General features: G+C 62.0%; 17 protein-coding genes and 1 pseudogene. 6 read left to right on the top strand and 12 right to left on the bottom strand.

Going from position 1 to position 17,084, the window contains the following annotated elements; genetic code table 11:
* Positions 1-540 (top strand): annotated as a pseudogene (locus AC1DT3_RS03155) (hypothetical protein); the annotation flags it as partial.
* A 271-nt stretch (positions 541-811) separates the two neighbouring features.
* Entirely contained in the window at positions 812-1,093 is a 282-nt protein-coding gene (locus tag AC1DT3_RS03150; RefSeq protein ID WP_477463788.1) for a hypothetical protein, read from the top strand.
* Between the two features lie 23 nt (positions 1,094-1,116).
* On the opposite strand, the gene AC1DT3_RS03145 is transcribed toward AC1DT3_RS03150, so the two are convergent.
* Positions 1,117-2,208 (bottom strand): 2'-deoxycytidine 5'-triphosphate deaminase, encoded by a 1,092-nt coding sequence (locus AC1DT3_RS03145; protein ID WP_477463787.1) that lies wholly within the window; start codon positions 2,206-2,208, stop codon positions 1,117-1,119.
* 191 nt (positions 2,209-2,399) lie between these two features.
* Here AC1DT3_RS03145 and apaG point away from each other — a divergent pair, with 191 nt between their 5' ends.
* Positions 2,400-2,792 (top strand): Co2+/Mg2+ efflux protein ApaG, encoded by a 393-nt coding sequence (gene apaG / locus AC1DT3_RS03140; protein WP_477463786.1) that lies wholly within the window; start codon positions 2,400-2,402, stop codon positions 2,790-2,792.
* 108 nt (positions 2,793-2,900) lie between these two features.
* The gene (gene argE / locus AC1DT3_RS03135) at positions 2,901-4,073 is read left to right on the top strand and encodes an acetylornithine deacetylase (RefSeq protein WP_477463785.1); all 1,173 of its coding nucleotides are present in this window, start codon (positions 2,901-2,903) and stop codon (positions 4,071-4,073) included.
* A 13-nt stretch (positions 4,074-4,086) separates the two neighbouring features.
* Here argE and AC1DT3_RS03130 read toward each other — a convergent pair whose 3' ends face one another.
* From AC1DT3_RS03130 to AC1DT3_RS03120, 3 genes are read right to left on the bottom strand one after another with little or no spacing between them, the layout of a single operon-like run.
* Positions 4,087-5,082: an Hsp33 family molecular chaperone gene (locus AC1DT3_RS03130; protein WP_477463784.1), complete on the bottom strand. Its 996-nt coding sequence runs from the start codon at positions 5,080-5,082 to the stop codon at positions 4,087-4,089.
* Positions 5,079-6,014: an ornithine carbamoyltransferase gene (argF, locus tag AC1DT3_RS03125; RefSeq protein ID WP_477463783.1), complete on the bottom strand. Its 936-nt coding sequence runs from the start codon at positions 6,012-6,014 to the stop codon at positions 5,079-5,081. The genes AC1DT3_RS03130 and argF overlap by 4 nt, the downstream gene beginning before the upstream one ends.
* On the bottom strand, positions 6,011-7,219 hold the full coding sequence (locus AC1DT3_RS03120) for an acetylornithine transaminase (RefSeq protein ID WP_477463782.1): 1,209 nt from the start codon (positions 7,217-7,219) through the stop codon (positions 6,011-6,013). The genes argF and AC1DT3_RS03120 overlap by 4 nt, the downstream gene beginning before the upstream one ends.
* Positions 7,220-7,587: 368 nt before the next feature.
* Here AC1DT3_RS03120 and AC1DT3_RS03115 point away from each other — a divergent pair, with 368 nt between their 5' ends.
* Positions 7,588-8,133: a GcrA family cell cycle regulator gene (locus AC1DT3_RS03115; protein ID WP_477463781.1), complete on the top strand. Its 546-nt coding sequence runs from the start codon at positions 7,588-7,590 to the stop codon at positions 8,131-8,133.
* Between the two features lie 102 nt (positions 8,134-8,235).
* On the opposite strand, the gene phoB is transcribed toward AC1DT3_RS03115, so the two are convergent.
* The 8 genes from phoB to AC1DT3_RS03075 all read right to left on the bottom strand — a co-directional run bounded on the left by phoB (position 8,236) and on the right by AC1DT3_RS03075 (position 15,999).
* Positions 8,236-8,949 (bottom strand): phosphate regulon transcriptional regulator PhoB, encoded by a 714-nt coding sequence (gene phoB / locus AC1DT3_RS03110; RefSeq protein ID WP_477463780.1) that lies wholly within the window; start codon positions 8,947-8,949, stop codon positions 8,236-8,238.
* A gap of 2 nt (positions 8,950-8,951) precedes the next feature.
* Complete coding sequence (gene phoU, locus AC1DT3_RS03105; protein ID WP_477463779.1) at positions 8,952-9,668, bottom strand: phosphate signaling complex protein PhoU; 717 nt, start codon at positions 9,666-9,668, stop codon at positions 8,952-8,954.
* A 26-nt stretch (positions 9,669-9,694) separates the two neighbouring features.
* Positions 9,695-10,510, bottom strand: a complete 816-nt coding sequence (gene pstB, locus AC1DT3_RS03100) for a phosphate ABC transporter ATP-binding protein PstB (protein WP_477463778.1) — start codon at positions 10,508-10,510, stop codon at positions 9,695-9,697.
* On the bottom strand, positions 10,507-11,394 hold the full coding sequence (pstA, locus tag AC1DT3_RS03095) for a phosphate ABC transporter permease PstA (RefSeq protein ID WP_477463777.1): 888 nt from the start codon (positions 11,392-11,394) through the stop codon (positions 10,507-10,509). The genes pstB and pstA overlap by 4 nt, the downstream gene beginning before the upstream one ends.
* Positions 11,395-11,405: 11 nt before the next feature.
* Positions 11,406-12,383 (bottom strand): phosphate ABC transporter permease subunit PstC, encoded by a 978-nt coding sequence (gene pstC, locus AC1DT3_RS03090; RefSeq protein WP_477463776.1) that lies wholly within the window; start codon positions 12,381-12,383, stop codon positions 11,406-11,408.
* Between the two features lie 31 nt (positions 12,384-12,414).
* Positions 12,415-13,455, bottom strand: a complete 1,041-nt coding sequence (pstS, locus tag AC1DT3_RS03085; protein WP_477463775.1) for a phosphate ABC transporter substrate-binding protein PstS — start codon at positions 13,453-13,455, stop codon at positions 12,415-12,417.
* A gap of 171 nt (positions 13,456-13,626) precedes the next feature.
* Positions 13,627-14,895: an ATP-binding protein gene (locus AC1DT3_RS03080; RefSeq protein ID WP_477463774.1), complete on the bottom strand. Its 1,269-nt coding sequence runs from the start codon at positions 14,893-14,895 to the stop codon at positions 13,627-13,629.
* Positions 14,896-14,955: 60 nt separating this feature from the next.
* Entirely contained in the window at positions 14,956-15,999 is a 1,044-nt protein-coding gene (locus AC1DT3_RS03075; RefSeq protein ID WP_477463773.1) for a lysylphosphatidylglycerol synthase domain-containing protein, read from the bottom strand.
* A gap of 224 nt (positions 16,000-16,223) precedes the next feature.
* Here AC1DT3_RS03075 and AC1DT3_RS03070 point away from each other — a divergent pair.
* Positions 16,224-17,084: PAS domain-containing protein (locus AC1DT3_RS03070; RefSeq protein ID WP_477463772.1), on the top strand; the 861-nt coding region annotated here is incomplete at its 3' end.

Below are 17,084 nucleotides of genomic sequence, written 5' to 3'. Positions count from 1 at the left end.
GATTCCGGCAAGCGCTTCGCGCGATGGTGGCGAAACAGACTTCTGCGCTACTGTTGGGACGACACGCCCAATGGAATATTCGACGACCAGCGTTGGTGCGATCTCGTTCCAGGAATGTTCGACGGTGTCCACATTCTCCGAGACCCCGGATACAACGTCGCCTGTTGGAACCTGAACACGCGCCCGATCCGCTTTACACCCTCGGGGGCCGTGGAAGCAGCCGGCAGTCCACTTCGTTTCATTCACTTCACAAAAGTGTTCGGGGTTGGGGAGACTATGATCAGACATTTCTCGCGCAACCGCACAGAACCGCTCGAACTGATGCACTGGTACATGGATAAGGTACGAGAGAATCGATTTGACCGACTGCCGTCCGGTTGGGCATTTGATTGCTACGATGACGGTGTCCCAATTTCTCCGGATCACCGGATTTTCTATCGCAAACACAAGATTCTCGAAAAGCTCTTTCCGACACCATTTGAGACGGGCCCACACTCTTACCGGGATTGGTACAACTCAGATCGCGCAGCGGGATTGTGAGGATCAGCGGCGGCGGAACGGGACGCATGATCGTCACGACACTCGATCCATTCTACCATACCGGCAGCTACTTCATGCCCGCGGCGCAGCGGTTTCTCGCTGGATTGCTGGACTGGACGGACGCCACYTTTCGCTAGATCGCGACGCGTTTGGATCGAACCGGCCCAATCGCCTCAGGACGATCGTCTGAGGCGCCGCCTCCCTTGCATTGAGGATTGCGCCGCAGCCCGCCTTGCGAAACCATGAGGTTCATTTTCGCGAGGAAACACCAATGCCGTTCAATATCGACCCCTGGATCGCCTTGGGCGTCATTGCTGCCACGGCGACGACCGATGCGGCCTACGTATTCTTCAACGCGGCCGTCGTCGCCCGGCAAAGGGTCAGGGCCGCCAATTGGAGCGCCGTCTGGTACCTGCTCTCAGCCTTCGCCGTGATCAGCTATACCGAACACGCCATCTACGTGGCCTTCGCTGCCATCGGATCGTGGATGGGGGCCTTCGTTTCCGTCAGTTGGCTCGTGCGGCGGCCGCGCTCGCACGGGTCTCTGACCTGAGGTGCCCGTACTTGACGTGCGCCCTACTTGAAATGTTTGGAGAGCTTCAGCCCTTGGGCCTGGTAGTTGGAGCCGGCACCGGCTCCATACAGAACCTTGGGCCGTTCGGCCATGCGCTCATAGACTAGCCGACCGACGATCTGCCCGTGCTCCAGGATGAATGGAACATCACGAGAGCGTACCTCGAGGACCGCCCTGGCGCCTTCGCCTCCCGCCGCCTCGTGGCCGAAGCCTGGATCGAAGAAGCCGGCATAGTGGACGCGAAACTCACCGACCAGAGGATCAAACGGCACCATCTCCGCGGCATAATCCGGCGGCACGCGAACCGCCTCCTTCGAGGCAAGGATATAGAACTGTCCGGGATCGAGAATGAGCGTGCGGCTCGGATCGGCATATAACGGCTCCCAGAAATCCACCGCCCGGCATGATCCAGGCTTGTCGACATCGACCAGACCCGTGTGACGCTTGGCGCGATATCCAACGAGCTTGTCCGGGCCGAACCCTTCCAGGTCGACGCTGACCGCGACACCACCTTGAATGGACGGTTCAACCGAGGTGACGACAGGATCCTTGCGGTGGAGATCGAGCAAGTCGCTATCCGACAGGCGGACTTCGCCCTTACGCAGACGCATTTGGGAAAGGCGCGTCCCGGTGCGAACCAGGACCGGGAATGTTCGTGGCGAAATCTCCGCGTAGAGACGGCCGGAATATCCGGGACTGATCGTATCGAATTCCTGCGATCGGTCGGTGATGACGCGCGTAAACACGTCGATGCGCCCGGTCGAGCTCTTTGGATTCGCGGAAGCCGAAAGGTCGTCGGGAAGAGCGACGCTCTCCTGCAGTTCCGCGATATAGACGCTGCCGGTTTCAAGGATCGCGCCGTGGCTGAGATCGATTTCGTGGAAACTCAACTGGGTCAGACGGTCCTGAACGGTCCAATTCGGACCCGGCAGGAAGCTCGCGCGGACGCGATAGGCGCGCCGCCCAAGCCTCAAATCGAGACTCGCGGGCTGGATCTGGTCGGAGGCGAATGGCGCCTCCGCCTTGATGACGCCCGCTTCGAAAAGGCGCGCGATGGCGTCAGCCGACTGGATTCCGTCCTTGAGCGCGACCATGCTTGTTTCCCGGCTTGATCCTTTTCCCTAGCGAACTTGCAGTCCAGGGCCAAGGGCCTTCGCCACCTCACCTCCCCGTTCTCCCCACGCAAGGCCGAAGGGACGCTCCAGGCGGCAGAGCGCCGTCTTGCCAGAGCCGTCTTGCCAGAGCCGTCTTGCCAGAGCCGTTTTCCCATGCTTCACCTTGCAGGATGTACAGAGCGCTCACTCGGGGCATCAGCGTAACGGTCAATCCGCGCTTCATGGCGGAAGAATCCTCGCCGGACGACGGACGCTACTTCTTTGCGTACACGGTCGAGATCATCAACACGGGCATCGAACGCGTGCAACTGCGCGCACGATACTGGAAGATCATCGACCAGAACGGGCATATCCAGGAAGTGCGCGGCGCTGGCGTCGTGGGAGAACAACCGATCCTCGGACCGGGCGAGAGCTACAGCTACACCAGCGGCTGCCCCTTGCCGACGCCGAGCGGTACCATGCAAGGCCTCTACATCATGGAAACGGGCTCCGGCGAAACGTTCAACGCCGAAATCCCGGCTTTCTCCCTCGACAGCCCACATATACGGCGGACGGTTCACTAAGCCGCTTGCCCAAGTGCCAGCCCCATGGTCGACGTTTGACCTCCCGGCTTTCGACGATTACGACGGAGGGCTTCCCGAAGCGTTGCTCGAATGATCAACAGAGGCCCCATGTCTCCTAACGGCCAGCGGTTGTCGCCGCTCGAAATGCTGGCGAAACTCGTCTCCTTCGACACGGAGAGCGCAAAGTCGAACCTACCCCTCATCGCTTTCGTCGAAGACTATCTTCAGAGCTGGGATGTGCCGTTCGTGCGCGTGCCGAACGTGACCGGTGACAAGGCTGCTCTGTTTGCGACCATCGGTCCGCGGGACCGTGGTGGCGTCGTGCTGTCGGGACACACGGATGTCGTGCCTGTCACAGGTCAGGAATGGACATCGGATCCGTTTACCCTGCGGGTCGAGAACGGCCGCGCCTATGGCCGTGGCGCCGTCGACATGAAGGCGTTCGACGCCTTGGCCCTCTCTCTCATCCCCGACTTCCAGGCCGCGGGCCTGACGACGCCGATCCACATCATGCTGTCCTACGACGAGGAGACAACTTGCCTCGGCGTGATGGATACGATCCGCCGCTTCGGCCATGATCTTCCACCACCGCAAGCAGTCATCGTCGGTGAGCCGACCAATCTCGACGTCGTCGATGCACACAAGAGCATCGTCACGTTCACCACGCGCGTCCATGGCCACGAGGCACACTCGTCCAAGCCCTACCTGGGCGCCAGCGCCGTCATGACCGCTGCCGAACTCGTTTGCGAGCTCAATCGCGTCAGCGACGAGATGATGGAGCGCGGCGATGCGAGCGGTCGCTTCGATCCGCCCTACACCTCCGTCCATGTCGGCGTCATCGAGGGAGGCACGGCCCGCAACATCCTGTCGAAAACCTGCTCGTTTCAATGGGAATTCCGCGGCTTGCCGGATCTCGACCCGCAAGAAATTCCGGCGCGTTTCGAACGCTTCGCGCAGGACGTCGCGCTGAAACGTCTCAACCGCTTCGGCGATTTCGGCCGGATCGAAACGGAGCTCGCCGTTTCAGTCCCCGGTCTTGCAGCGGAGGCGGCCTCGGCAGCCGAGGTGCTCGCCCTGCGCCTCGCGGGCCGCAACCAGACACAGACCGTACCGTTCGCGACGGAGGGTGGTCACTTCCAGGCCGCTGGGATACCCACAGTTGTGTGCGGACCAGGCTCGATCAATCAGGCCCATCAGCCTGACGAGTACATCACCCTCGAGCAATTGGACGCCGGCGCGGCGTTCATGCGACGTCTCGCAGCATTCTGCGCGACATCATAAGAAGGCGCCCAGATCAGGGTTCCGATTTCTGGATGCGCTCGATTTCCGTTTCGACTTCAGCGGGATCGAGATCGTAGAAGCGCGAGCAGAATTCGCACGTGATGCCGATGCGGCCGTTGTCGCCGACCATGTCCCGCCGGTCCTCCGGAGAGAAGCGAACCATCATCCCCATCACCCGCTCGCGCGAGCAACGGCATTCCTCGTGCACATGCTGCTCTTCGAAGACGCGAACGCCGCGCTCGTGGAAGAGCCGATAGAGCAGCCGCTCGCTCGAAACAGCGGGATCGACCAGCTCGATATCCTCCACCGTTCCAACGAGTGATTTGGCCTCGGCCCAAGCATCGTCCTCGAGAGTCAGCGGATCGGCGACAGCATGACCCTCGGGGGCATCGCCCGGGGCGAGATCGGCTTGGCGCATCCTGTCTGGCGACGTCGGCAGGAACTGGATCATGATCCCGCCGGCCCGATAGGTCCTGCCGCCTTCGGCGAATTGCTCCGCGACCGCGAGGCGGACGCGTGTCGGAATTTGCTCGGACTGTCGAAAATACTGATGCGCCGCTTCCTCGAAGCCCTGTCCCTCGAGGGCGACGACGCCCTGGTAACGGCTGCGGTCCGATCCTTGATCGATCGTCATCGCGAGAAAACCCGACCCGATGAGCTCCCCCGTCTTATGGGCGCCGGAACCAAGTGCGTCGATCTTTGCGCGGTCGTATTGCGCGGTTGCGCGCAGACGATCCGGCGCATCGAAATCCACGACCACCATCTCGATGGGTCCGTCGGTCTTGGTCTGAAGCTGAAAGCGCCCCTCGAACTTGAGCGACGAGCCAAGCAGCACCGTCAGCGCCGCCGCTTCGCCGATGACGCGCGAGACCGCATCCGGATAGCCGTGGCGGACGAGGATCGTGTCGATCGACGGCCCCAGGCGCACGACGCGGCCGCGCACATCGAGTGGTTCCACCGCGAAGGGCAGAACAACATCGTCATTTCCCTCGAATGGTGTCGACGTCATGCGCCAGCGACACCCAGGCACCAGGCCAGGATTCCCTTTTGCGCGTGAAGCCTGTTTTCGGCTTCGTCGAAGACGACCGATTGCGGACCGTCCATGATCTCGTCGGTGACTTCCTCGCCTCTGTGGGCTGGGAGGCAGTGCATGAACAAGGCGTCCTTTTTCGCCACATTCATCAATTGACGATTGACCTGATAGGGTTTCAGCAGATTGTGCCGACGAAATTCGTCTTCATCGCCCATCGAAACCCAGCAATCGGTGACGATCGCGTCCGCGCCTTCGGCAGCCTCGAAGGCATCGGTCGTGACGTTGATCTTGGCGCCTTCGCTTTTTGCCCATGCAATGACATCCGAGCGCGGTGCCAGCTCGGGCGGTGAAGCAATATTCAGGGTGAAATCGAGGCGCGCGGCAGCGTGCACCCAGGAAACGAGGACGTTGTTCGCGTCGCCGGACCAGGCAATCGTACGCCCCTTGATCGCGCCGCGGTGTTCTTCGAACGTCATGACATCGGCCATGATCTGGCAGGGATGCGTCGACTTCGTCAATCCATTGATGACCGGAATGGAGGCCGCCCCGGCGAGTTCCGCGACCATCGCGTGATCGAGCGTGCGGATCATGATGGCGTCCACATACCGCGACAATACCCGCGCCGTGTCGGCGATGGTCTCACCGCGCCCGAGCTGCATTTCCTTGCCCGTCAGCATCAACGTGTCGCCGCCGAGCTCACGCATACCCACATCGAAGGACACGCGCGTGCGCGTCGATGGCTTGTCGAACACCATGGCGAGCACTTTGCCCTCGAGAGGTCGCTCGCTCGCGCGCTCTCCCTTGCGGCGCTTCGCTTTGATCGCAGAGCCGACATCGAGGACGTGGCGGATCTGCGGGCCTGTAAAATCGCAAAGGTCGAGAAAGTGGCGGACGTTCGTGACGCTCATTGGGCAGCTCCCCGCTGCGAAACTGACTTCAAATCGGATTCGATGACAACGCAGGCGGCGCTGAGGCGGTCGAAAGCCTCGGTCACGTCCGCTTCGCTCACGATCAGGGGCGGAAGAAGCCGCGTGACGTTATCGCCCGCCCCGATCACGATCATCTTCTGTGCACGCACCGCGCTGATGAAATCGGTGTTGGGGACGTGGGTCCGCAGGCCCATCATGAGCCCTTGCCCCCGCACCTCGGCGATGACCGCCGGATGATTGTCCTTGAGTTCGGCCAGTCGCTGCTTGAGAACGAGGCCGACTTTTTGCACGTGGTCGAGAAAGCCGGGTGCGAGAACCACATCGAGCACCGCGTTACCGACCGCCATGGCAAGCGGATTGCCACCGAACGTCGTGCCGTGCGTGCCGACGGTCATCCCTTGTGCGGCGTTGGTCGTGGCAAGGCACGCACCCATCGGGAAGCCGCCGCCGATGCCCTTTGCGACACTCATGATATCCGGCGCAATGCCGGTCCATTCATAGGCAAAAAGCTTGCCGGTCCGCCCGACGCCGGTCTGGATTTCGTCGAAGATCAGCAGGAGATCATGCTGATCGCACAGTTCGCGCAGCTCGCGCAGGAAGGGCGTCGGCACGAAACGCACGCCGCCTTCGCCCTGGATGGGCTCGATCATGAAACCGGCGGTCTCGGGACCGATCGCGGCCTTCAAGGCGTCGAAATCCCCCAACGGCACCTGATCGAAGCCTTCGACCTTCGGGCCGAAGCCTTCCAGATATTTGGCTTGCCCCCCGGCCGCGATCGTCGCCAGCGTGCGACCATGGAACGCGCCCTCGAACGTGATGATGCGGAAACGTTCCGGCCGTCCTTTGGCCGATTGGTACTTCCGCGCCATCTTGATGGCGGCCTCGTTGGCCTCTGCGCCCGAATTGGTGAAGAACGCCACATCGGCGAATGTGTTGTCCACAAGGCGCTTGGCGAGCCGCTCGCCCTCAGGGATCTGGTAAAGATTGGAGGTATGCCAAAGCTTGGTGGCTTGCTCCGTGAGCGCCTGAACCAAGTGGGGATGGGCGTGGCCCAGCGCATTCACGGCGATCCCGGCCCCGAAATCGAGGTATCGCTGCCCATCTCGGCCGAAGAGCCAAGCTCCCTCTCCCTTTTCAAAGGACAGTTCGGCACGCGCATAGGTCGGCAGCAGGGACGATGTCACCGTGTTTCTCCAAATAGGGACCCAAGGTCGCAGCCTGGGTCCGAAAAAGAAAGCGCCGCCCAACCGGGGCGGCAGCGATCGGATTCTAGCCACGCTGAACACCCTGTCAATTCAAGAGAAATGAACTTATTCATCACGCGATCCGTGGTGGGCGGGCGAGTTCCCTGGGGAAAACAGCGCAGCACTGCCCGCGACTCTTGCGCCGGAGTCCACCGATCAAGTAACTTCGGGACTGTCGAGTACGAACATTCGTGCGGCGGCTTTTACCCGAAAGAGCGACCCCAGCGACGCGGTCGGACAATATCTCTGTCCGCGGAAGATGGGGGATTCAGGGTTCGGTATGAGCTGCCCCGGTGGAGACAGGTGAGATGGTGGACGTAAGCGGAACGTGGACTGATGAACGGGTCGAACAGCTGAAAAAGCTGTGGTCCGACGGCTTGAGCGCGAGTCAGATCGCGACCGAGATCGGCAATGTCACGCGCAACGCCGTCATTGGTAAAGTCCATCGTCTGGGCCTCTCGGGCCGCACCAAAACGCCGAAGCCGAGTGCAAACGGAACGACGGCCCGGACGCGCAAGACGACGCGCGCACCGAGCGCTCCCACGCCGATCAGCGCGCCTGTCCGCGACAACGTCGTCGCAGCGCCGATCAGAACCGTTTTCGCGCCGGTTTCGGCAGAAATCGATCTTCCGATCATCGAGGACGATGTCGGACTGCCCAATTCCGAGCGCGTCACGATCATGGAGCTTCGCGAGTCCATGTGCCGCTGGCCCATGGGTGACCCGACGAAGCCGGAATTCCGCTTCTGCGGCGCGCGCTCAACGCCGGGCGTGCCCTATTGCTCCCATCACGCGCAAATCGCCTATCAGCCCGTCGCCGATCGTCGTCGTGACCGGAGAGTGGCTCGCGCCTAAAGGTCTGGCGAAGCAAGCGCACCTTGAAAGGCATCACATTTTACGCGTTCGAGCTTGTCCGGCTCGAACGCGTTGTCATTTGTGGGTCGCCGCCGCTCCACGTCAGTTCGTGACGGGCTCGCCGCGCGCGAATATCTCGTCGAAGGAATAGCCAGCACCGCGAACAGTCCGGATCGGATCCGGCTTGTCGGGCTGATTGACGGCTTTGCGAAGCCGTCCGACATGGACGTCGACCGTCCGCTCGTCGATATAGACGTCGTGGCCCCAGACCGCGTTGAGCAACTGCTCGCGCGTGAACACGCGGCCGGGACTCTGCATCAGGAACTCCAGCAAGCGGAACTCCGTCGGCCCGAGATGGATCTCCTGCGATCCGCGCCGGACGCGGTGCGTCTCGCGATCGAGTTCGACATCGCCCGCAATCAGCAGAGTGGCGATATGCGTCGGCTTGGTGCGTCGCAACAACGCACGCACGCGGGCGAGGAGTTCCGGCACGGAGAACGGCTTGACGATGTAGTCGTCCGCGCCGGTGGCGAGCCCGCGGACGCGATCGCCTTCTTCGCCGCGGGCGGTCAGCATGATGATCGGCAGACGCTCGGTTTCACCTCTCACCCGGATCCGGCGGCATAATTCGATTCCGGACAGGCCCGGGAGCATCCAATCGAGCAATATGAGATCGGGCACCTGTTCGCGCAGGCGGATTTCGGCCTCGTCGCCGCGCGCGACGCTGTCGACCTCATATCCTTCCGCCTCGAGATTGTAGCGCAGGAGAAGAGTCAGCGGCTCTTCATCCTCCACGATGAGAATTCGGGGACCCATGCCTATTCTCCGCTTGCGACCATGGTCGCGTCGATCGACCGGTCGTTCTTCGGCCGCTCGATGGCGAGGGTCTCGCCCGTCACCAGGTAATGGATGGTCTCGGCGATGTTGGTGGTGTGATCGCCGATCCGCTCGATATTCTTGGCGCAGAACAAGAGGTGCGTGCAGTAGGAGATATTGCGCGGATCTTCCATCATGTAGGTCAAGAGCTCACGGAAGAGCGACGTGTAGAGCGCGTCGATCGCGCCGTCCCGCTTCCAGACATCGAGTGCCCTGACCGTGTCGCGCTGGGCGTAGGCGTCGAGGACGTCCTTCAGTTGAGCCAACACGAGGTCGCTCATGTGCTGGAGACCGACGACGATCTTCTGCGGCTGGAACTGACCGGCAATGGCAAGCGCGCGCTTCGCGATGTTCTTGGCGAGATCGCCGATCCGCTCCACGTCACCCGAGACGCGGATGGCGGAGATCGTCTCGCGCAGATCGATGGCGAGCGGCTGGCGCCGGGCGATCGTGCTGATCGCCATTTCCTCCACCTCGCGCTGCAGGATGTCGAGCCGGGAATCGGCGGCGATGACAGTCTGCGCAAGAGGAACGTCGCTGCGCACGAGCGCCGCGATCGCATCGATGAGCATCTTCTCGGCAATGCCCCCCATCTCCGAGATGCGGCGTCTCAGATCCTGAAGATCCGTATCGTAGGAGCTGACGATATGCTCCGGCATGAATAAACCTCCCTTGGTCGCCTCGATCAGCCGAAGCGRCCGGTGATGTAATCCTGGGTCTGCTTCTGGTTCGGTGTCATGAACATCTTGCTCGTCGGTCCAAACTCGATCAGCTCGCCGAGATACATGAAAGCGGTGAATTGCGAGATGCGCGCCGCCTGTTGCATGTTGTGGGTCACGATCACGATGGTGAATTCGGAGCGCAATTGTTCGATCAGTTCCTCGATCTTTCCCGTCGAGATGGGATCGAGAGCCGAGGTCGGCTCGTCGAGGAGGATGACTTCGGGCCGCTGCGCGATCGTGCGGGCGATGCATAGACGCTGCTGCTGCCCACCGGACAGTCCCATGCCGGATTGGCGCAGCTTGTCCTTCACCTCGTCCCACAGCGCCGCCTTGCGCAAGGCTTCCTCGATCCGCTCGTCCAGTTGAGCCTTCCCCAGCTTCTCATAGAGGCGGATGCCGAAGGCGATGTTGTCGTAGATCGACATCGGGAACGGCGTCGGCTTCTGGAACACCATGCCGACACGCGCCCGCAACTCGTTCACGTCGATCGACTGAGACAGGACGTTCTGGCCGTCGAGCAGGATTTCTCCCTCGGCTCGCTGTTCCGGATAGAGGCTATAGATGCGGTTGAACGTCCGCAGCAAGGTCGACTTGCCGCAGCCGGAAGGGCCGATCAGCGCCGTGACCTGCCTGTCGTGGAAGTCCAGGTTGATGTCTTTCAAGCTGCGAAAATCGCCGTAGTAGAAATTCAGATCTCTCACGGCAATCCGCACTGGCGCCCCGACATCGGCGGCATGACTTCCAATCGCGGAACTCGTATTGACGGCGACGGAGCTCATCGGGCTTTGTCCTTTTTCACGAAGAGGCGCGCGACAATCGAAAGCACCAGGATCGACAAGGTGATGACGAGTGCACCGGCCCAGGCGAGCTGACGCCAGTTCTCGTAGGGCGACAGGGCGAACTGGTAGATCGTCACCGGCAGATTGGCGACGCCGCCCATCAGGTTCGGCTTGAACCAGAAGTTATTGTTGAGCGCGGTAAACAGAAGCGGCGCCGTCTCACCGGCAATGCGGGCTGTCGCCAGAAGGACGCCGGTGACCATGCCGGCTCGGGCCGCGCGCCAGGTAACGCTCATGATGACCGTCGACGTCGGCGCACCAAGGGCCGCGCCCGCTTCTCGTAACGACCCGGGAACGAGGCGCAGCATGTCCTCGGTCGTTCGTACGATGACGGGAACCGCGATGATCGCGAGCGCCACGCCGCCGGCCCATCCGGAATAGCCGCCCATCGGCCTGACCATCAGCGTGTAGACGAACAGACCGATGAGGATCGACGGGGCCGCCAGCAGGATGTCGTTGACGAAGCGAATGACCTCGGCAAGCTTCGAGCCTTTGCCGTACTCGGCGAGATACGTGCCCGCCAGTACCCCAATCGGGGTCGCGACGGTGATCCCGAGGACTGTGAGGATCAAGCTGCCGACGATGGCGTTGGCGATGCCACCGCCCTTGCTGCCGGGTCCAGGCGTCGTCTGCGTGAAGATCGCAGGCGACAGCGCGCTGATCCCTTCATAGAGGAGCATCAGCAAGATCCAACCGAGGACGAAGGCCCCGAGCAGGGTGAAGATCGTGCAAACGATCCGCAGCCCCCGATCGGCCACGTACCGGCTCCGCCGCACACGCCCCCATTTGAGCATCGGCTGTGTCATCTGCGCGTTTGCATCCATTGCGATGCTCCTCAGCGGACTTGAACGCGGGCAACGAGAAGCCGCGCCAGAACCAGCACGGCGAACGTCACAAGAAAGAGAATGCAGCCAAGCGCCATCAGCGCATTCAGTTGCAGCCCGACCGCTTCATTGAATTCGTTAGCGATGCGGGACGCGATCGTGGATCCGGGGTCGAACAGTGATCCGGACAGTCGGTTGGCGTTGCCGATGACGAATGTGACGGCCATCGTTTCGCCCAAGGCGCGGCCGAGGCCGAGCATGATCGCACCAATGATGCTCACGCCCGCCTGCGGGACCAATACGTGACGCACGACTTCCCACGTCGTGCACCCGATTCCGTAGGCGCTCTCGCGCAGGATCGTCGGGATCTGATCGAGAATGTCGCGGGTGACCGAGGCGATGAACGGGATGATCATGATCGCGAGGATGATGCCCGCCGTGAGAACGCCGACGCCGGACGGAACCCGGGCGTAAAGAATGGTCCCGAAGATCGGAAGACCCTCGACGATCGTCGACACAGGGATCTGCACGTATTTGGCGAAAAGCGGCGCAAAGACGAACAAGCCCCACATGCCGTAGATGATGCTCGGCACGGCGGCGAGAAGTTCGATCGTGGTCGAAACCGGATGCTTCATCCAGGGTGGGCAAAGCTGGGTGAGAAATATCGCGATGCCGATGGAAACCGGCACGCCGATGACAAGCGCGATGAGGGCGGTCGTGAGTGTGCCGATAATGGCTACGAACGCGCCGTATTGGTCACGCTGCACATCCCAGACGCTGGAGGTGAGGAACCCGGGTCCGAATTCGAGAAGCGCCGGGAGGCCTCCGTACACCATCGATCCGATGATCCCCGCGAGCACGATCAGCACCAGAAGGGCCGAGAACAGGCTCGCGAGGCGGAAGATCTTGTCGAAGCTCGACTTTGGCAGTGATCGGCGGGACGACAGTTCCATTCTCATGACGAATTGTTTCTGAGTCAGGGCCACCATCGCCGATCACTCCAAGGTTGTCAGGAAAAAATCACTTCTTCAGAAGCGGCTGACCTGACTTGTCCTTGATGGCACTCCACGAGGCACGGACCTGATCCTTCACCGGGGCCGGCAGAGGAACATAATCGAGCTCGACTGCCATCGCATCGCCCTTCGAGAAGGCCCAATCGACGAATTTCAGGGCTTCCGCGACTTGCTCGGGCTTTTCCGGGCTCTTGTGGACGAGGATGAAGGTCGGCGCCGTGATCGGCCAAGCCTGCTCGCCCGCCTGGTTCGTCAGGGAGATGCCGAAACCAGGTGCCGCCTTCCAATCGGCGCCGGCAGCCGCCGCCTGGAAGGTCTTTGCCTCCGGCGAGACGAACTTCCCGCTCTTGTTCCTGAGCTGAGCGAACGGAATGGCGTTCTGCTTGGCGTACGCATATTCCACGTAGCCGATGGAATTCGGTACCTGCTTCACGAGAGCGGCGACGCCCTCGTTGCCTTTGCCGCCCTGGCCGACCGGCCATTGCACGGACGCGCCGGCGCCCGGACCGCTCTTCCAGCCGTCGGAGACGTCCGAGAGATAGGTGGTGAACACACTCGTCGTGCCCGATCCGTCCGAACGATAGACCGGGGTGATCGTCGCGGCCGACAGCTTCACGCCTGGATTGAGCTCGGCGATCTTCGCGTCGTTCCACTTGCTGATCTTGCCGTTGTAGATATCGGCCAGGACGTCGCCGGTCAGCTTGAGCTGGCCCGAGGCGACACCCTCGATGTTGTAGACTGCAACCACGCCGCCCATGACGACGGGGAATTGGACGAGGCCGTCCTTCTCGAGTTCTTCACCCTTGAGCGGGGCGTCGGTTGCACCGAAATCGACCGTCTTGGCGCGAATCTGGCGAATGCCGCCGCTGGAGCCGATCGATTGGTAGTTAAGGCGGTTTTCCGTTTCCTTCTGATAGGCTTCCGCCCACTTGGCATAGATCGGGAACGGGAAGGTCGCGCCGGCACCGGTGATCTCGGCAGCCTGGACGCAGCTCGACAAGGATGCAGCGGCGAGGCCGGCTACCAAAGCTTTGGATAGGAATTTCACGGAAACGTCTCCCTTTTTCGGCGGTCCCGGCAGACGGTCTCAAGACCGCAAGGAACGGGCATGCCGCACGACGAGGAGCGCTAAAGCCTGCCCGTGTCGGGTCTACGACGGTTGGATGACACTTGCATGACAACGGGCTGAGACGTTGACGGTTCGGCGTCCGTTGCCGCCTTACGCGGGCCCTGGTTGAGCGGGCAGCACGACCTTGAACAATGCGCCACTTCCCGCCTCGCTTTCGATGACGAGCTGACCCCGGTGGCGATTGACGATGTGTTTCACGATCGCGAGACCGAGGCCGGTGCCGCCCTTCTGACGGCTTTGGACCACGTCGGCGCGGTAGAACCGTTCGGTCAGGCGCGGCAGGTGCTCCGGTGCGATGCCTGGGCCGTAATCCCTGACCGAAAACACGAACGCGCCTTCATTGCGCTCGAGCGCGACGTCGACCGCGCCACCGCTTTCGCCATACTTGACCGCGTTCTCGATCAGATTTTCGGCAACCCGAACCAGCTCGTCGTGATCGCCCTGGACGATTACCGGATCGCCGGGCATCTGGGCTCTGATCGTAACGCCGCTTTCCTTCGCGAGAGGCGTCAGGGTGTCGATCATATGCGTCACGATCGAGGCGAGATCGACGGCCGCGCTCGGCGGCACGTGAACCCGCATTTCGATGCGCGAAAGCGACAAAAGATCGTCGATCAAACGGGTCATGCGCCGGGCCTGATCGCGCATCACCTCCAGGAAACGCTCTCGCGCCGTCGGGTCGTTTCGCGCGGGTCCCTGCAGCGTCTCGATGAAGCCGAGAAGAGAGGCCAGCGGCGTGCGCAATTCATGGCTCGCATTGGCGACAAAATCCACGCGCATGTGTTCGAGACGGCGAGCCGATGTCAGATCGCGAAAGAACAGCACGACGCCCAACCGTTCCGACGATCCCTGCCCCCCATCAAGGGGGCTGAGATGGACTTCGAACGCCCGCTCCGCCGGAACGCGTTCGGAATACTCCGTCTTCAGCGCTTCGCCGCTTTCCAACACGCGATCAATACCGTCGAGCACATCGGGGCTGCGCAGGGCGAAGGACAACGGCTGCATCGTCTTCAATCCCGGAAGCAGGGACTTGGCCGCTTCGTTACCCTCAACGACGATCGCACGGCGATCGACGAGGATGACCGGATCGGGAATATGCGCGAGCAGGGTATCGGCGACGCCGAGATGGCTCAAACCGTCGTTCACTCCATTTGCCGCGTGCCCCCGTTTCCGTCCCAGCCGGCTTTCCAGGCCGAGGCTTGCGGCAACGGCGATCAATGCGGCGAGAACAGCGGGAGCCGCTTCGCCCGGGCGCCAGAACGCCGCTGCAGCGACCAAGATGATGGCGACGACGGCTCCGCGTGTGGTGGCCTTCAATGCGACCGACCGGTCGGACTTGGTCTCGAAGGAGGCTGGCATCCGGGGCGGCTCGCTCACTGAGTTCTCTCACCCGTGGATGGGGCGAATCCCTTATTTAATTCAAGAGCATGAAGGATCGATGTCGTCCCCTTCAAGGGATTTCTGCGCCGAGCGAAGCCGATTGAGGATCTCGTAAGCCCCGAGAAGGGCGAGCGCGAGGACGAATGGGACGAGGTAGTAGCACAGACGGTACAACAGAACCGCGCCGAGCACCGGTTCGCGTGGGTATTGCGACAACGCCAGAAGGATCGTGGCGTCGAACACCCCGAGTCCCCCGGGCGAATGGCTCGCGACACCCAACATGACCGCGAAAATATAGACCGCCAGGAACGTCTCGAAGCTCAGATTGTGGCCCCCGGGGAGGAGGACGAAGAGAACGCCGGCCCCTGCGCAGACATCGCCCGCGCCGATCAGAACCTGGGCGACCGAAAGGCGCAAGCCTGGCAATTCCAGCCGCCAGCCCTGGATCCGCACGATGCGGTGCTTGATGGAAACCCAGATCAGATAGGCCGCAACCAACCCGCCTGCCGCGACACCGATGAGCTGATTGAGGCGCACATTGGTGTAGACGAGGCTCGCCACCTCAAGGGCGCTGCCGATCATGCTCCACGACAAGACAAGCGCCATGCCCAGCCAGAACGTGATGCCGGCGATTACCGTCAGGCTGGCGATCCGGCCGGGGCCGACGCCCTTCGAGCCGTAAATCCAGTAGCGGACCGTGCCGGCCGTCAGGAGTGGAAATCCGAGGGTGAAGCTGACGGCATAACTCGTGAACGAGGCCAGCGCCGTGGTGCGATAGGGCACGTTCAGTTTCAGTTGTCGCAACGCCAAAGCGTCGTAACAGGTCAAAAGACTGTAGCTGAGAGCTGTCAGCAGAACGGCCAGACCGATCTGACGTGGGCTAGCCGCCGTGAAAGCCGCCCGAAGCTCGGCCGCGTCCATCTCCGAAATGATGTGCCACAGCACGATGACGGAAATGGCGAAAATGAGGATGCTCGCGATGGTCCCGATCCACGCAAATCGGCGGCGCCGCGCCTGGTGACGCGACTGCCGAGAGACCTCCTGGGCCTCCGGCAATCCCGGGTTCGGGCTCATATCATTCATCGGCGTGTGAGATCGCTTATTCTTTGGCAACGGGAAGGTCTGGCCCCCGCATCTATGCGCTTTGAGCCGGAACTGCCAGGGGGCCCCGGCCTCAATACCGCGCCTGCCTCGAAAGAACCATCGTTTGACTGAGCGACGCCACAGGTTAAGGTTTCGTCCCGAGGCGCTCCAGCGGCCTGACCGCCCCCTCTCCCGGCAGCCTTCGGCAAGACCCTGAGGTTGCTGTGCAAATCAGAGAACATGACGAGCGGTTTTCTCCTCTTGCGGATTGTCTTCCGCAAATCGTCTGGACTTGCACGGCTGATGGATCACACGATTATTTCAATCTCAGGTGGCATGAATTTACCGGTCTCACCCAGAGCTCATCATTAGGGGACGCCTGGCTCGAGGCCCTCCATTCGGATGACCGGCCGCATGTTCTGGAACGATGGCGCCAGGCGCTGACTACCGGAACGCTTTTCGAGGCGGAACATCGAATCCGGGGCGCAGACGGCTTCTACGCCTGGTTCCTGAGCCGGGCACTGCCCGACCGCGATGCGTCCGGACGCATCGTCCGATGGGTCGGCACTTCCACCGACATAGACGCCAAAAAAGGCGCCGAGGATCTCCGTCGCCTTGTCGATGAGCAGCATCGCCTCGCGCTGGAATCGGCCGGCGTCGGCACGTGGACCATCGACCTGGACCAGGGCATCGTCAGCTGGGATGAGCAGGCCTGCCTTCTGGCGGGTCTGCCACCCGACGATCTCCGCAGCATGGAGTTCGAGAGCGCTTTTTCACTCGTCCACCCGGATGATCGCGAGCGCGCGCGAGCGGCAATCGACGCGTGYCTCGATCCGGCGTCCCCGAGGCGCTACGACGGCGAGTATCGCATCATTCTACCCGACGGTACGTTTCGCTGGGTCCGTGCGACGGGCCACGTATCGTTCGAAGGCGAAGGCGCGGCCCGCCGCGCGGTTCGCGTATCGGGCATTTCCGCGGATGCCACCGAAAGCCGCGCCGCCAAGGAAGCCCAACAACTTCTGAACCGCGAGTTGACCCACAGGGTGAAAAACCTCTTTGCCGTCACGAGCGGTCTCGTTTCGCTG

This window comes from Microvirga sp. P4_G7 (genome assembly GCF_056401005.1).
Note: the sequence above shows the minus strand (reverse complement) of the source record. Positions and strands in the feature narration are given on the sequence as shown.

What these genes read in the sequence shown, in the direction of transcription:
- apaG (WP_477463786.1), top strand. Translation starts at nt 2,400, where the DNA reads ATGTACAGAGCGCTCACTCGGGGCATCAGCGTAACGGTCAATCCGCGC.
- AC1DT3_RS03145 (WP_477463787.1), bottom strand. Translation starts at nt 2,208, where the DNA reads ATGGTCGCGCTCAAGGACGGAATCCAGTCGGCTGACGCCATCGCGCGC.
- AC1DT3_RS03130 (WP_477463784.1), bottom strand. Translation starts at nt 5,082, where the DNA reads ATGACGTCGACACCATTCGAGGGAAATGACGATGTTGTTCTGCCCTTC.
- AC1DT3_RS03080 (WP_477463774.1), bottom strand. Translation starts at nt 14,895, where the DNA reads ATGCCAGCCTCCTTCGAGACCAAGTCCGACCGGTCGGTCGCATTGAAG.
- pstC (WP_477463776.1), bottom strand. Translation starts at nt 12,383, where the DNA reads ATGGTGGCCCTGACTCAGAAACAATTCGTCATGAGAATGGAACTGTCG.
- AC1DT3_RS03075 (WP_477463773.1), bottom strand. Translation starts at nt 15,999, where the DNA reads ATGAATGATATGAGCCCGAACCCGGGATTGCCGGAGGCCCAGGAGGTC.
- AC1DT3_RS03115 (WP_477463781.1), top strand. Translation starts at nt 7,588, where the DNA reads ATGGTGGACGTAAGCGGAACGTGGACTGATGAACGGGTCGAACAGCTG.
- phoU (WP_477463779.1), bottom strand. Translation starts at nt 9,668, where the DNA reads ATGCCGGAGCATATCGTCAGCTCCTACGATACGGATCTTCAGGATCTG.
- AC1DT3_RS03150 (WP_477463788.1), top strand. Translation starts at nt 812, where the DNA reads ATGCCGTTCAATATCGACCCCTGGATCGCCTTGGGCGTCATTGCTGCC.
- argF (WP_477463783.1), bottom strand. Translation starts at nt 6,014, where the DNA reads ATGAGCGTCACGAACGTCCGCCACTTTCTCGACCTTTGCGATTTTACA.
- phoB (WP_477463780.1), bottom strand. Translation starts at nt 8,949, where the DNA reads ATGGGTCCCCGAATTCTCATCGTGGAGGATGAAGAGCCGCTGACTCTT.
- argE (WP_477463785.1), top strand. Translation starts at nt 2,901, where the DNA reads ATGTCTCCTAACGGCCAGCGGTTGTCGCCGCTCGAAATGCTGGCGAAA.
- pstA (WP_477463777.1), bottom strand. Translation starts at nt 11,394, where the DNA reads ATGGATGCAAACGCGCAGATGACACAGCCGATGCTCAAATGGGGGCGT.